General features: G+C 65.7%; 10 protein-coding genes. 4 read left to right on the top strand and 6 right to left on the bottom strand.

Features of this window, described 5'->3' with window-relative positions; genetic code table 11:
• Nucleotides 1-11: 11 nt before the first annotated feature.
• Complete coding sequence (locus GOY17_RS09435) at nucleotides 12-3,599, bottom strand: sensor histidine kinase (protein ID WP_198173633.1); 3,588 nt, start codon at nucleotides 3,597-3,599, stop codon at nucleotides 12-14.
• 428 nt (nucleotides 3,600-4,027) lie between these two features.
• On the opposite strand from GOY17_RS09435, the gene GOY17_RS09440 reads away from it, so the two are divergent.
• Nucleotides 4,028-7,645, top strand: coding sequence for a PAS domain-containing sensor histidine kinase (locus GOY17_RS09440; RefSeq protein ID WP_157030191.1), 3,618 nt, complete (start codon nucleotides 4,028-4,030; stop codon nucleotides 7,643-7,645).
• Nucleotides 7,646-7,998: 353 nt separating this feature from the next.
• On the opposite strand, the gene GOY17_RS09445 is transcribed toward GOY17_RS09440, so the two are convergent.
• From GOY17_RS09445 to nirK, 5 genes are all read right to left on the bottom strand, one after another.
• The gene (locus tag GOY17_RS09445; protein ID WP_157030192.1) at nucleotides 7,999-8,232 is read right to left on the bottom strand and encodes a hypothetical protein; all 234 of its coding nucleotides are present in this window, start codon (nucleotides 8,230-8,232) and stop codon (nucleotides 7,999-8,001) included.
• A gap of 61 nt (nucleotides 8,233-8,293) precedes the next feature.
• Nucleotides 8,294-8,752, bottom strand: coding sequence for an azurin (gene azu / locus GOY17_RS09450; RefSeq protein WP_157030193.1), 459 nt, complete (start codon nucleotides 8,750-8,752; stop codon nucleotides 8,294-8,296).
• A gap of 42 nt (nucleotides 8,753-8,794) precedes the next feature.
• Nucleotides 8,795-9,382 (bottom strand): SCO family protein, encoded by a 588-nt coding sequence (locus GOY17_RS09455; RefSeq protein ID WP_157030194.1) that lies wholly within the window; start codon nucleotides 9,380-9,382, stop codon nucleotides 8,795-8,797.
• Nucleotides 9,379-10,167 carry a formylglycine-generating enzyme family protein gene (locus GOY17_RS09460; protein WP_157030195.1) on the bottom strand — a complete coding sequence of 263 codons (789 nt, stop codon included), beginning with the start codon at nucleotides 10,165-10,167 and terminating at the stop codon, nucleotides 9,379-9,381. Before GOY17_RS09460 ends, GOY17_RS09455 begins: the two co-directional genes overlap by 4 nt.
• Before the next feature lie 37 nt (nucleotides 10,168-10,204).
• Nucleotides 10,205-11,272 (bottom strand): copper-containing nitrite reductase, encoded by a 1,068-nt coding sequence (gene nirK, locus GOY17_RS09465; RefSeq protein ID WP_157030196.1) that lies wholly within the window; start codon nucleotides 11,270-11,272, stop codon nucleotides 10,205-10,207.
• Between the two features lie 226 nt (nucleotides 11,273-11,498).
• Between nirK and GOY17_RS09470 the strand changes: the two genes are divergently transcribed.
• The 3 genes from GOY17_RS09470 (at nucleotide 11,499) to GOY17_RS09480 (ending at nucleotide 15,466) form a co-directional block, all read left to right on the top strand.
• On the top strand, nucleotides 11,499-13,583 hold the full coding sequence (locus GOY17_RS09470; protein ID WP_157030197.1) for a TonB-dependent copper receptor: 2,085 nt from the start codon (nucleotides 11,499-11,501) through the stop codon (nucleotides 13,581-13,583).
• A 91-nt stretch (nucleotides 13,584-13,674) separates the two neighbouring features.
• On the top strand, nucleotides 13,675-13,938 hold the full coding sequence (locus GOY17_RS09475; protein WP_157030198.1) for a hypothetical protein: 264 nt from the start codon (nucleotides 13,675-13,677) through the stop codon (nucleotides 13,936-13,938).
• Between the two features lie 16 nt (nucleotides 13,939-13,954).
• Complete coding sequence (locus GOY17_RS09480; RefSeq protein WP_157030199.1) at nucleotides 13,955-15,466, top strand: UbiD family decarboxylase; 1,512 nt, start codon at nucleotides 13,955-13,957, stop codon at nucleotides 15,464-15,466.
• Nucleotides 15,467-15,485 lie beyond the last annotated feature (19 nt).

Here is a 15,485-nt window from a genome sequence, read left to right on the forward strand (position 1 = left end):
GCCTGGTTTGTTCAGTGCGACGGGTCTACAACGTCAAATCGGGCCGCGTCCTCGCCCTGGTTTCTAGTCCGCTCCACAGGGAGGCAGAACACGAGCGTCAGGCCGTGATCTTGGTTGGACTCCGCCCAGAGGCGGCCTTGATGTCTCTCGATGATGGAGCGGCTGACGAACAGACCGATGCCCATGCCGCCACTTGTTCCGGAGTAGAAGGCATCGAAGAGCTTTTCCGGGTCTCCTGCAGGTAAGCCGACTCCGGCGTCCCGCACCGCGAGGCAGATGCTGTCCGGCGTCTCCCGCCAGGTACGAATCAGCAAATCGCGAGGCCGGTCGTGCACTCCTCCCATGGCTTCGGACGCATTGCGTAGCAGGTTGAGGATCACTTGCTGAAGTTGGATACGATCGCCGTTGACGACGGGAAGCCGTTCGTCCAGCTCCAGGCGAACATCGATCCTGGCTTTCTCCAGATCCTTGCGTGCCATGTCAACGACTTCCCGTACAGCGTCATTGAGATCCACGGCTGCCAGCGTTGGCGCTTTTCCGCTGAACATCGCCCTCAGACGCCTGATCACCTCCGCGGCGCGATTGCCGTCCCGGATGATTCGCTGCACAACGTCGCGAATTCCCTCCCCCACCGGCGGTCTGGCGTCGAGCATGCGAAGTACGGTGGACGCATTGGTCATGACCCCCGACAACGGTTGATTGACCTCGTGGGCGATCATCGCCGACAAGTAGCCGACACTCGCCACTCGATTCGCGTCTGCCAGGCGCCGCTCCATCTCATGGGAGCGGCGATCGCTCTCGCGCGCGGCCCGTTCCGCCATCCTTCGTTCAGACAGATCGAGGACGAAGGCCACGCCCTCGCCGGGTTTGGCGTCGAAGAGTGCTGCACCGATCAGCACGGGAACTCGCGCCCCGTCCTTCCGGATGTACTCCGCTTCGAATGGGGTGGCGACGCCGGTGGCCAACATCTCGCTCATGATCCGGTCGTCCGTCGGATCCCACTCGGGCGGCATGAGGTCCTTCCATTCGCGCCGTCCGGACACGAGCTCACTGATGTCGTAGCCCACGATCCTGGCGAAGGCCTCATTGGCGTCGAGGATGCGCCCGTCAAGATGCCAAGTAAAAATGCCGATGATGTTCGCGTTAAACAGGCGTCGAACTCTGGATTCGCGATCCTGCAGGTCACTGTACAGGCGGCCGATCTCGCGGCGCGATGCCATTTCGGCTTCAAGCATCCTTGCGAGACGATTTACTCGCAGGCGGTAGAACGCGAACAGCATGAGGCACACGACCAAAGCCGCGCCAATACGCAGGTCGGTGCGCTGCCACCAAGCCGGCTCGATCGTGAACGCGAGGGTGTCGCCAACCCTATTCCATACCCCGCTATCGTTTGCCGCGATCACCTGGAAACGGTAGTTTCCTGGGGAAAGGTCTGTGTAGAACGCCTGGCGTCGGTTTCCTGCCTCCTGCCAGGTTTTGTCCCAACCATCGAGCCGGTAGCGAAACTGCATCCGATCGAGTGCCTTCAAGCTTAGTCCGGTGTAATCGATCCGAAGATTGCGAGGTTGTGGCGGAATCCGCATGTCGGCTTGGGGCTCGAACAGGCGGCCGTCGCTGACCAAAGCCTGGACGTGGACGGGCGGAGGCAGTTTGTTGAACGGTATGCGCCTCGGATCAATCGTGACGATTTCGTCGCCGCCGGTAGCCCAGATTCGACCGTCCGCCGTGCGCGCCATCTTCGGCGCGAAAACGTATGGCGTGGTGGTATGGCCGATGATGGCAAGGCCAAGCTCCCGATATATGCCGTCCCACGGTTCGAGCAGCCGGAAGCGCGCTTCGGGCCGCCCGCCGTCTTCCGCAGACGAGACCCGTGCGTCGAGATCGGCGCTATCGCTCCATGCCACACCGCAGCGGGTCAGGATCCATACGCGTCGGTCGGCGCGGAGCGACCACAAGGCGTCCTCGCATGTCGGCGCGAGCCCCGTGGTGAGCTCGACGACGCGTCCGTCCTTGATGCGGCTGATGCCACGCCGTGTGGATGCCCAAACGCTGCCGTCCTCTTGGATTCGGATGTGATTGACGCGCGTCCTGGGGTGCTGTCCCAGGAGATCGAATCGCGCCCTTGGCTGTCCGTCCACCACGTTCTCGACCTCACCCGTCCACAGGCCGAGCCACAACGAGCCATCCGAAGGATCCGCAACCATGGTTGCGATGCGCTTGGACGAGAACGTGTAGCGGTCGGAAATGACCTCCGCGCGCCCCCCCGGTTTCATGCGCATCAGGCCTGCCGTTCGATGTGCAATCCACATATCGTGCTGCGCGTCTTCCGTAACGGCCTCGACGGGGCCCGCTGGAACCCCCGGCACCGTTCCGATGCGGCCGTTGGCAAACGTCAGCAGTCCAACGGCGTTGGACGAAGGCGACCACACGGTCCCACGACTATCCTCGTACACTCCTCCCATCCGTGGAAGTCGACGCACCCATTGCTGGGTTGCCGGATTCAACTGGAACACCCCTGTGCTGGTGCCTGCCCAGAGCGAGCCGTCACGCGTCGCGAGCAATGAGCGGCCGCGCCCGGTCAGGCCATTGGCGTTGGCCTGGCGCGCAACCGCTACCGATCTGAATTGGTCGAGTCCCCGTGAGGTGGCGACCCACACATCGCCTTCCTTGTCCTCGAAAAGATCGATGACGTGATCACCAGATAACCCATCGGCTGCGGTGAAGGTGTCCACGCGGCCTTTGTGCAGCCGAACCAGGCCCGCGTCCGCCGTGCCCAGCCAGACGGCACCATCCCGATCCCGCATCGCCTTTATGTATACCAAGTCGTTGGTCAGGCCCGGCAGGTCCAAGGACTCCACCTTGCCTTGCCCCACTTTCGCGACCCCGTGCAGATAGCCCTTCCCCACCACGACCGTTCCGGGAGCGATTTCAGCCATCGCGCGCCGCGGCTTGGACAGTGGCGACGACGCTATCGGGTAAGCCATCGAAGGATCGGCCGTCCAGTTCCACACGTGACTGCCATCGGATACCCATAACGCGTTCGCGCTGTCACGGTGGAGGGCGGTTATTTCATCGGCAAACTGGCCTTTGTGACCGTAACAGGCGACGACGTTTACCCGGATAGAGCACAACAGCCCCTGTTTGTTCGCCGAGCCACCAACCCAAAGAGTTCCATCCCCCGCGTCCTCCAAATCGTTGATGGTTCGCCCCCTAAAGGCGGGATGGTCTACGAGGCGGCCGTCAACAAGACTGAAAAGACCTTTCGTCGTACCGATCCACAGAGTTCCGTCGCGCGAGCCCAGAAGCGCTCGGACGCCAGCTTCGGCGAGAACACCTCGCGACTTTGGTGGCCAGGGTTTGCTGCTGATGCCGTCGAAGCGTTGTATTCCGTCCGGAGTGGCCAACCACATGTAACCGTCGGAGGTCTGCGCCATCGCCCCTACCGGACCTGACCCGAGTCCTTCGTAACCGCGCCACGACCGATGCCCATAACCCGAGATCGCGAGCGTCGGATCGAGCGCCCATGCCGGCGCAATCGCGCCGGCAATCAGACCGGCAACCGTCACGACGAAAAGTCCTGGTATGCGCGAACGCAACACGACGACCTCGTTAGGGATGTCCTTGCAGCTGCCACGGAGCGGTGCGCCTCCAACACTAGCATCGGCTCGCCCGTCCCGCTCGGCGGGGCCTGTGCCGCCAGAGCCTTGCATCCATCGGGCAACGAGGACGAATCAGGCAGGAAGCCTGATGCTTGGCAACCCTTGTTGATGCCGCCGGGTCAGCAGTCGGCTAAAAATTGGGCGACGTGTCGCGCCGAACCGTCCTGTGATATTGATTTCCTGTCCCGGGGACGCTGGGGTTCCATGACCGCTGTTTGTAACGAGCGCAGGAGGCACTGCATGGGCCAGTCGAATTCTGCAGGTATCGGCCGGCTTCCCGCGGGCCCGAGTGCAGGGCCCTCCGCCCGAGCGCTCCGGGAAAGGCCTGTCTGCCGCCAGGACTGCCCACGACCCTCCCACGGTGCGCTGTGAGCGGCAACGTTGCACGGGATGGACACGACACCGAGATCGCGCGGTTAACCAGCTGTCTCAGTGACCTGCGAGGGCTGCTTGCTCGCTCCACATCTTGGTCGGTCCGCCATGCATACGACATCGACGCGTGGCTGGCTGAAGTGCTTTTGCCGCTACTCCGGCTCGAGTATGTAGTCGTCGAGTTGGGCAGCGAACTCCATGGCGCCCGTCATCGAGACGCTCCCACTTTGGATCTGAAGGCTGTACGTGACGAAATCCAGAGGTCGCTCGGGGCCGACCTCGATCAATGGCCCACCGCTGCCCGCATTTCATGTCTCGGTCGCATGCTGTCGGTAGCCACCCTGCCCGCCGAGGCGCCCGGCGTCTCTGGAACCCTCATCGCCGCGGCAACAAGGGACGACTTTCCTACAAGCGCTGAGCTGCTCGTTCTCTCGGTGGCGCGTGAACAGGCGTTGCTCGCATTGCAGCAATCAAAGGTGCAGAGCCCACGACGCGATCGGGTCGCGCACATCGACGCCGAATCGCTGATCGAAGGGCTGCCCGGCCTCGTTGCCATCCTCGGTCCCGACGGACGCGTGGAAACGGTCAATTCGAAGATCAAGGAGTACTGCGGCCAGACGATCGAGGAGCTGCGGGATTGGGGCACCAATGGCACGGTCCACCCGGAAGACATGCCCAATGTCGCCCAGGTATTCGGAGGCTCGATTGCCTCCGGCATGCCTTATGTCATCGAGCAGCGGTTGCGCCGCTACGACGGAGCGTACCGCTGGTTCGACAATCGCGGTCAACCACTGAGAGACGAAAGCGGTGCGATTCTGGCGTGGTACGTGCTGCTGTTCGACATCGACGACCGCAAGCGCGCGGAACAGGCAGTACGTGCGAATGAAAGAAACCTGCACCACCAGGCCGAGACCTTCCCGCAGATGCTGTGGAGTGCAACGGCCGAAGGCAATATCGACTATTGCAATGAACGCCTGCTCGCCTACAGCGGCCTCACCGCCGAGACGGTGATGAATGACAGGTGGGTGAACCTGCTCCATCCGGACGATCGTGCTCCCACAGCTGAAATTTGGCGTGGCTGCATCGCGAGCGGTTCACCCTACTCCGTCGAAGTGCGGCACTTCCATGTCGCCGACCAGACCTACCGCTGGATCCTGACGCTTGCGCTCCCTCTACGCGATGGGGACGGGCGCGTCGTCAAATGGTATGGGTCTTGCGTCGACATCCACGATCGCAAACTCGCCGAGGAAGCGCTCCGGGCGAGCGAACGTCGCTTGGCCCAGACAATCGACACCATTCCCGCGAACGTGTTCTCGGCGGGCACGGACGGCTCGGTCAACTACCTCAATGCACGGATGCGGGAGTGGTTCGGACGTGCGGAAGAGAAGATCATGGCCTCGGAATGGGTGCACCTGACCCATCCTGAAGACCGTGACGCGACGGTCAGGGCATGGCGCGACGCGGTGTCTACGGGGCCCCCCTACCGACGCAAGGTCCGCTTTCTTCACCACAGCGGGGAATACCGCTGGTGCGATAACCAGGCGCGACCGCTCCGCGACGCAGCCGGAGCGATCATCGCCTGGCACGGCGTGGTGAATGACATCCACGACCGCACGCTGGCGGAAGATGCACTGCTGGAAAGCGAACGCAATCTGCGGTTGACCATCGACACGATCCCCACGCTGGCCTGGTCCGCGCGAGCAGATGGCGGCGCGGACTTCTTCAACCGGCATTACCTGGACTACGTCGGGTTGCAGGAAGAGGAGCTGCGCGATTGGCAATGGACGCGCGTGATCCACCCGGACGATCTGGCGGCGATCATCGCGACCTGGGAACAGCTGGGCGCCAGCGGCACAGGGGGCGAGGCCGAGGCACGTGTGCGGCGGCACGACGGGGCGTATCGCTGGTTCGGCTTCCGCGCGCATCCGCTGCGGAACGACAAGGGTGAGGTCATCAAGTGGTACGGCGCGAACGTCGACATCGACGAACAGAAGCGCGCCACCATGATGCTCGCGGACGAGCGGCAGCTGCTCGAGCTGATCGCTTCCGGAAAGCCCCTTCGAGACATACTCGCGATGCTGTGCCTCGTGACCGAGAGCGCCCTGCCCGGCAGCATGTGCGAAGTCCGGCTGCTGGAAGGCACGGGAACGGTTTTCGAGTTCAGCGTGTCGCCTTCGCGTCCGAGCTCGCTTGAGGACCTGCTCACCGGACGACCGGTCGAACCCTCCTCGGCCCCCTGCGCGATGGCAGTCGCCGCGGGCGCCCAGGTCGTCGTGGATGATCTGGAAACGGATCAGCGCTGTCAGGAATCGAAGTGCTGCACGCGGGTGGTTGAACACGGCTTCCGATGCGCGTGGAGCACACCGGTCCGCTCGAGGGTAGGCGGCATTCTGGGAACGCTCTGCGTCTACCATCACCGTGCTTCGGCACCGGGATCACGCGAGCAGGACATGATCGACCGGGCGATTCACATCGCGAGCATCGCGATTGAACGATCCCGGGCGGAGGACGAGCTCAGGCGACGCGAGTATCTTCTGCGTACCGCCGAGCGGATCAGCGAAACGGGTTCCTTCTCGTGGGACCTGATCAACAACAAGCTCGTCTGGTCCGAGCAAATGTTCCGGATATGGGAAGTCGAACCCACCATGGATCTTGGGCCGCCCGCCCTCCTGCCAATTGTCCACCCCGATGATCGCGCCCTCGTCGAGGAGAAGATCGCCCGCATCTTCAGGGGAGAGGAGAACGCCGAGAACGTTGAGCGGATCATCATGCCGGATGGCCGGGTCAAATACCTCAGCCAATCCACCGTGCTGTTCCATTATGACGATGGGCGCCGGGAGTGCATTGGCGTCTCGCAGGACATCACACGACGCCGGCAGGCGGAGGAGGCGGTGGACAAGCTTCGCTCCGAGCTTGCTCACGCGACGCGCGTGATGACGCTGGGAGAACTGGCAGCGTCGATCGCGCACGAAGTTAACCAGCCGTTGTCGGGAATCCTGGCCAACGCCAGCGCGTGCCTGCGCATGCTGGCTGCGGAAGAGCCCGACGTCGAAGGCGCGGCGCGAACTGCCCAGCGCAGCATCCGCGATGCAAACCGCGCGTCCGAGGTCATCAAGCGCCTTCGCGGACTGTATGGAAAGCACGACTTCACCCCAGAGAACTTCGATCTCAACGAGGCCGCTCAGGAAGTCATTTCGCTGTGCGCGCACGACTTGCAGCGACGCGGCATTGTCGTCAAGTTCTCCCTCGACGAACGGCTACCACCACTTCGGGGCGATCGGATCCAGCTCCAGCAGGTCATCCTCAACCTTGTACTGAACGCCGCGGAGGCCCTTGCGAGTACTGACAACGGCGCGCGCGTGATCACGCTTGAATCTTCTGCAGCTGAAGCCGGCATGGCCCAGTTTGCGGTGCGGGACACGGGCCACGGCGTGGCAGCCGAGAACCTTGACAGGATCTTCGAAGCCTTCTTCACCACGAAGCCGCATGGAATGGGCATGGGTTTGTCGGTAAGCAAGACGATCGTCGAGCGTCATGGGGGAAGGCTCTGGGCGAACGCCAACGACGGCCCGGGCTCGACGTTTGCCCTCTCAATTCCGTGCACGCCGAGTTAGATGCCAAACATCGCGGGGATTTTTCCCGCAGAGGCATGTGCGACCCGCACCACAGGGGAGCCTCCACCCCGGATAACTTGGCCTTATCCCCACTCTGATCTTCCGCATAACCCCTCCTCATAGGCGTTGCACCACTCGCCGTCGGCAGCACGTCGGCGAACCGCCCACTAGTCTCGCGGCGCGGCTCGTCGATCGCGACACTGACTCCCTTCGCCTTCTTCGACGAGCTACCTCGAGTCGGCGGCACGCTTCGACAACAGACGCCGCGCGGAGTCGGTGCATTGCGCCGCCACCTGCACCACGCTAACCGACACGCAGCGCCGCACTGGTGAATGCGCGCCGCGAGGCCGCGTCTACCCGCTGCAACCTCCGCAGCATACCGACGGCAAGCGCTGGATGTCGTGCGCGGTCAGTTCGCAGCCGGCGCCGCGCAGCGTGGTCAGCAAGGTCACGATGTCGAAGGCGCCCGCCACGCGCAGCGCGTCGCCACCTGTGTCGACCACCGCGGCCGGGTCCACGTCGCGGAGGGCTTGATCGATCCGCTGCAGATCGGCATGGCCCAGATCGACGGTCACGTTGAATTCCATGCGGTACTCCTGCGTTGCATGAAGAAAGGGGCCGCCCGGCGTGCAGGCGGCCCCGGAGGCATTACTTGGTGACGACCAGCTTGCCCTTCATGAGCATCGAATGGCCGGGGAAGCTGCAGAAGAAGGTGTAGTCGCCGCCGGCGGTGAGCTTCTTGCCGGGGAAGGTGACCTTGGTCTTCTGCCCGCCACCGATCAGCGTGGTGGCGGCGATCACGCGCGCGTCGGCCTTGTTGACGTAGTTGCCGGCGACACCGGCCTTGATGCCTTCGCGCGCGACGGCGTCCATGTCCTTGGTCGCGGTGATGACGACGTTGTGACCCATCGCGGCGGCCGGCATCTTGCCGGTGTGGACCAGTTCGACGGTGATGGTCGGGCACGCGGCGGACACCGTGGCATCCTTCAGGTCGAACTTCATCGCGTCGTCGCCCTTGAGCGTGACGGTGCAGTTGCCGGCGGCCTGGGCGAACCCTGCGGCGCCGAGCAGGCCGGCAACGAGGAGCGTACGGCTGAACAGTTTCATGGTGACTCCTGAGTGGAACGTGTGGTTGGAAAGACGGAAGGTTCAGTGCGCGGCGCCCAGGTGCTCGCGCACCGCGGCGACGAACCGCGCATCGGGTTGCAGGCCGGTCACCTCGCTGCGCGCGACGATGCGACCGTCGCGGTCGAGCAGGATCAGGACGCTGGTGTGGTTGAAGGTCCCGTCGGGCTGCGCGCGATAGCGGATGTTCAGCGCCGCGGCGAGCGTCCGGACGTCGGCGTCGTCGGGGCGCAGCAGGCGCCAGTGGTCGGCATCGAGGCGATGCGCCTGCGCCACTTCATGCAAAGCCGCGGGCGTATCGCGCGCCGGGTCGATGCTGATGACGGCGAAGTCGAGCGCGTCGCGTTGCGTCGGTTCCAGCCGCGTCTGCAGCGCCTTGCCGCTGGCGATGATCAGCGGGCACATCAGGTGGCAGTTGGCGTAGAACATCGACACGATCGTCGGCCTTCCGCGCAGGACGTTCCATTCGAGCGGACGTCCCTGCTGGTCCACCGCATGCGCCTGGACCTGGTAGACCGAGTCGCCGGGAAGCGGCGCGTCGTTCGCTACCGCGGGCAGGCTCATGGCGAGCGTCAGCGCGACGACGTGGAACGGTTTGATCAGTCGTTTCATGGTGAACTCCGTGCACAACGGAAGCCCAGGTTGCCGAGCGTGCTGCGCGGTTCCATCGCCGACAGCAGCGCGACGCGCTTGAGGATGGCGTAGTCGTCGCGATCGGCGAACGACAGGCCGGTGGCACCGCAGAACTGCAGGCGATCGCCGTCGTCCGAGCCGCGTTTGTCGGCATCGCCCAGCAGCGTCGCGTAGTCGCCGACCCATTCCCACGTCGCGCCGTGCAGCCCGCGCACCCCGTAGGCGTTGGCGACGGCGTCGGGGCGTGCGTCAATCGCACGCGGCGTGCCATCGTCGAAGGTGCGTGCGCGCCAGGCGGAATCGCTGCGTGCATCGCGGCGGGTGGCACCGGCGGCGGCCACGTACTCCCACTCGCTCCAGTCGGGCAGCCGCGCGTGGATCGACTTGCAATAGGCAGCGGCGGCGAACCAGCTGACGTGCGTGACAGGCGCGTTCGCGTCGACGGCATCGCCGGCGTGGTCGGCATCGGCCCAGTTCGCGAGGTACGCCGAATCGGCGAGCAGCGTCGGCGCGTTGCCGCGCTTCCACTGCGGGTGCGCCTGCACGAACCGTTCGAACTCACGCACCGTGACCGCACGCTCCGACACTTCGAATGCCGCAACCCGTCGCGCCCCGTCATCGCCCTCGTAGCGCACGGTGGAGCGGATTTCGCCGGCGGGGATCGCGACGAACGCGACCGGCTCCGCCGCTGGCGCTGCTGGCGCGGGAGCCGCCAGCAGCGCGCCTTCGAGCAGGGCAGCCGCGATGATGGACGTGGCGAACATGTCGACTGCCCTCCTCCCGACCGGATCGCGTCCGGCCTCAGTGACCGGCCTTCGCCGGCGCCGCGTATTCGGCTTCGGACTGCTGGCCGCTGTAGATCGACGGGTTCTTCTCGCCGTCCACCTTGAGGATGCCCAGCGTGCCCTTGTGGAACGTGCGGAAGATGCTGTGGTCCACCAGCACGAAGTTGCCCGGCACGTCCGCCTTGAACTCGACGATCGCCGAACCGCCGGCCGGCACGAGCGTGGTCTGCACGTTCTCCTGGTACTTCGAACCGCCCTCGGTGTAGACCTTGTCAAAGATCTCGCCGATCACGTGGAAGCTGGACACCAGGTTCGGGCCGCCGTTACCGACGTACATGCGGATGGTCTCGCCCGCCTTCGCCGTCAACGCGTTGTCGCCGGTCAGCGCGCCTTCCGAACCGTTGAACACGACGTAGGTCGGATGCTCGTCGATGGCCTTTTCCAGGCTGAAGGGCTGCAGGCCCGGATCGCCGTGCTTGCCTTCGGTGTAGAAGTCGCCCTGCATCACGTAGAACTCCTTGTCCACCTTCGGCAGGCCCTCCGGCGGCTCGACCAGGATCAGGCCGTACATGCCGTTGGCGATGTGCATGCCCACCGGCGGCATCGCGCAGTGGTAGACGTACAGGCCGGGATTGAGCGCCTTGAAGGTGAACTTCGTCTTGTGGCCCGGCAGCGTAAACGTCGCCTCGGCGCCGCCGCCCTGCCCGCTTACCGCATGCAGGTCGATGTTGTGCGGCATGTGCGAGTCGTGCGCGTTCTTGAGCGTGAACTCCACCGTGTCGCCCTGGCGCACGCGGATGAAGCTGCCCGGAACGCTGCCGCCGAAAGTCCAGAAGTTGTAGGTCACGCCATCGGCCAGGCGCATGTCCTTCTCGATGACTTCCAGGTCCACGACGACCTTCGCCGGCTTGTTGCGGTTGGTCGGCGGCGGCACCAGCGGCGGCGCGGTCAGCACGGCCTGGATGGTGTCGAGCTGCGGGGCGTCGTCATGGTTGGCGGCCAGCGCCGCCGGTGCGCCGATGCCGAGCGCGCATACCAGTGCGTAATGCAGCAGCACCTTCCCCTTTTGCGTTGCACGAATCATGGGTTGCTTGCCTTGCGAATGGCCTTTCGGCCGTTGCGTGCACATTGCGCTACGCCACCGCACGGTCGCCTTGATGTAAGTCAAGCCGTGCCTGTCCCTGTTCATCGGCTTTCGCGCCATTTGATCCGGATCATTTTCGGAGCCTGGCCGCGCGCGGAGACTTCGCTGCAACAGGCGACCCGCGCAGGTCGCCAGCGAATTTCCCGAAACGATCCCGGTGACTCCCATGACCCGCCTTCCCGCGTTCCGCCTTCGCGATCGCATCCCCGCCACACGCCCGTTGTGCGTCGCCCTGTCGCTGCTGATCGCGGGCACCTGCGAGGCGGCCGACGGCGCGGCGCACCACGACGGCGTGGTCACGCTCGACACGCTCGTCGTGACCGACGTGACGCCCACGCTCGCGATGACCTTCGTCACCGACACCAAGCTGCCGCGCCAGCCGGTGCCCGCCAGCGACGGCGCCGACTACCTCAAGACGGTGCCGGGGTTCTCGCTGATCCGCAGCGGCGGCACCAATGGCGACCCCGTGCTTCGCGGCATGTTCGGTTCGCGCCTGAACCTGATGACGGACGGCGGCCACATGCAGGGCGCGTGCCCGGCGCGCATGGACAACTCGCTGTCGTACGTGTCGCCGGAAACCTACGACCGCCTGGAAGTCGTCAAGGGGCCGCAGACCGTGCTGTGGGGTCCGGGCGCCTCGGCCGGCACGGTGCGGTTCGAACGCGACATCCCCTTCTTCGATGCGCCCGGCATGCAGCTCAACGCGAGTGCCACCTTCGGCAGCTTCGGACGCGACGACCAGGTGGTCGATACCGCGTTCGGCAACGCCAGCGCGTATGCGCGCGTCACCGCGAACCGCTCGCAGTCCGACGACTACGACGACGGCGACGGCAACGTCGTGCCGTCGGCGTGGAAGAAGTGGAACGCCGACGTCGCCTTCGGCTGGACGCCCGATGCCGATTCGCTGGTTGAAGTGAGCGCCGGCCGCGGCGACGGCGAGGCGCGCTACGCCGGCCGCGGCATGGACGGCTCGCAGTTCGAACGCACCAGTTACGGCCTTCGCGCGGAACGCCGCAATTTTGACGGCCCCTTCGACAAGGTCGAAGCGCGGCTGTACTACAACGATGTCGACCACGTCATGGACAACTACACGCTGCGCGAACCCGACGCCGGCAGCAGCATGCCGATGCCCATGGCGAGCAACGTCGCGCAGCGCACGCAAGGCGGACGCCTCGCGTTCGCGTGGAGCACCGACGAGTGGAACCTCGACGCCGGCCTGGACGCGCGCGACAACCGCCATCGCAAGCGCAACGCGATGGGCCGCGATGCGTACCTCACGCAGCCGTGGACGACCGACGCGCGTTCGGACAACGTCGGCGTGTTCGCCGAACTGGGCTGGAACCTCGCGCCGCGGCAGCGGCTCGTCGGCGGGCTTCGCATCGATCGCGCGTCCGTGCAGGACGAACGCGCCACGACCGGCAGCATGATGCCGCGGCCGAATCCGACGCAGGGCGCGACGCGACGCGAGACGTTGCCCTCGGGCCTGGTGCGCTGGGAAATCCAACCGGAAGGTTCAGCGACGATGTGGCACCTCGGCCTCGGCCACGTCCAGCGCATGCCGGACTACTGGGAGCTGTTCTCCCCGACGCTGGGGCCGGCCGGTTCGGTCAACGCCTTCGCCGGCATCGAGCCCGAGCGCACCACGCAGCTGGACCTCGGCATGCATTACCGCGAAGGCCGCTGGGACGCGTGGGCGTCGCTGTACGCCGGACGCATCCAGGACTACATCCTGTTCGAGTACTCCGAAGGAATGATGGGCGCGATCACGCGCGCCACCAACGTCGATGCGCGCACGCATGGCGGCGAAGTCGGCGTCGAGTTCCGCCCGACCGGGCAATGGAAGCTCGGCGGCAGCCTCGCCTACGCGTGGGGCGAGGTCGACCACGTCGGCGCGATGCCGCAGACGCCGCCGCTGGAAGCGCGCCTCAACGCCGCCTACGACAACAAGCGCTGGTCAGTCGGCGCCCTGCTCCGCGTGGCGGCCTCGCAGGATCGCGTGAGCCCCGGCTACGGCAACGTCGTCGGCCAGGACCTCGCGCCGACGCCGGGCTTCGCGGTGTTCTCGCTCAACGGCGGCTACCGCTTCACGCAGACGCTGCAGCTCGCCGCCGGCATCGACAACGTGTTCGACCGCACCTACGCCGAGCACCTCAACCTCGCCGGCAACAGCGCCTTCGGCTACCCCGCCGATCCGGTGCGCATCAACGAGCCCGGCCGCAGCGCATGGGTGAAGCTCAACTACAAATTCTGAGCGCGCCAAGTGCATCGCCCTTGACTTCGGTCAAGGGCAGGCATGCGGGTCGGGGCCTAGCCTGAGCACCCGACCTGCAGAGACACCGACGATGATCGCCGTGCACAACCCGCAACCGCTCACCGAGCGCGAAGGGCAACTTACCCGCGCACTGCGCGAGTTCGACCCCGATGCCGAAGTCCGCATCGGGGACGACGGCGGGCACCTGAGCGTATCGACCATCCTGGACGAGCTGGAAGTCATCGCGATCCTCGGCGGCATGGGTGTGGATGCGGCGCCCAGGCGCGCCTCGCTGGACGATCGCGACGATGCGCATTCCAGCGGCGGATGCTGCGGCGGCTGCGGTTGCGGCTGATCGCCGCGGCACGCCGATGAGTTTCCACGACCTGCGCCAGTTCCTGGAGCGCCTGCGCGCACGCGGGCAACTGCTCGAGATCGATGCGCCCATCGACCCGGAACTGGAATCCACTGCGCTGAGCCTGCGCGCCCTGCGAGCGCAGGGCCCGGCGCTGCTGATGCACAACGCCACCGGTTCGACGCATGCGCTGCTGGGCAACCTGTTCGGGCACCGCTCGCGCATCGAACTGGCGATGGGCGACCGGCCGGTCGCGTCGCTGCGCGAACTCGGCGAACTGCTGGCGGCGATCAAGGAGCCGCGCTGGCCGTCGAGCCTGCGCGGCGCGCTCGCCACGTGGCCGGAACTGGCACAGCTCGCGCACGTCGCGTCGAAACGCGAGCACGATGCGCCCTTCAACGAAGAGGTGCTGGAAGGTGCCGACATCGACCTGCGGCGGCTGCCCATCCAGCGCTGCTGGCCGGAGGACGTGGATCGCCTGATCACCTTCGCCTTGGTGATCACGCGCGGGACGCGGCAAGAGCGGCAGAACGTGGCGATCTACCGGCAGCAGCCCATCGCGCGCAACCGCGTGATCATGCGCTGGCTCGCGCATCGCGGCGGCGCGCAGGATCATGCGAGCTGGCAGGCGGCGCATCCGGATCGCCCGTTCCCGGTGCTGGTGGCGATCGGCGCCGACCCGGCGACGATGCTCGCCGCGGTCGCGCCGGTGCCGGACACGCTGTCCGAATACGAATTCGCCGGCCTGCTGCGCGGCGCACGCACGCGCCTGTGGCACAGCGACCTGACCGGGCTGGACGCGCCTGCCGGTGCGGAAATCCTGCTGGAAGGCTTCATCCACCCCGGCGACACCGCGCTGGAAGGCCCCTTCGGCGATCACACCGGCTACTACAACGTGCAGGCGCCGTTTCCCGTGCTGACGGTGGAACGCATGCGGCTGCGGCGCAACGCGATCTACCACGGCAGCTACATGGGGCGCGCCCCGTTCGACGAACCCTCGGTGCTGTCGATGGCGCTGAACGACATCTTCGTGCCGATCCTGCGGCGCGTGTTCCCGGAGATCGTCGACTTCTACCTGCCGCCGGAAGCCTGCTCGTATCGCGTCGCGGTGGTCAGCATCCGCAAGCAGTACGCGGGCCACGCGCGGCGCGTGATGCTCGGCGTGTGGTCGTACCTGCGCCAGTTCACGTACACCAAGTTCGTGATCGTGACCGACGAGGACATCGACGTGCGCGACTGGGGCGCGGTGCTCTGGGCGATCTCCACGCGCGTGGACCCGGCGCGCGACAGCGTGCTGATCGAGAACACGCCGATCGACTACCTGGACTTCGCCAGCCCGACCTCGGGCCTGGGTTCCAAACTCGGGCTGGACGCCACGCGCAAGTGGGCCGGCGAAAGCGATCGCGAATGGGGCCGGCCGATCACGCTGGATCCGCGCGTGGAGCGTCGCGTCGATGCGATCTGGGAGCGGATCGGCCGCGCGCGCAGCGACGAGGGCGATTACGGGGGCGATGCGGCGCTGTCGTGACGCGCCTTCCTCTTTCGCC

The sequence above is a fragment of the Lysobacter soli genome (genome assembly GCF_009755585.1).
Lineage (GTDB): Bacteria > Pseudomonadota > Gammaproteobacteria > Xanthomonadales > Xanthomonadaceae > Lysobacter_J > Lysobacter_J soli.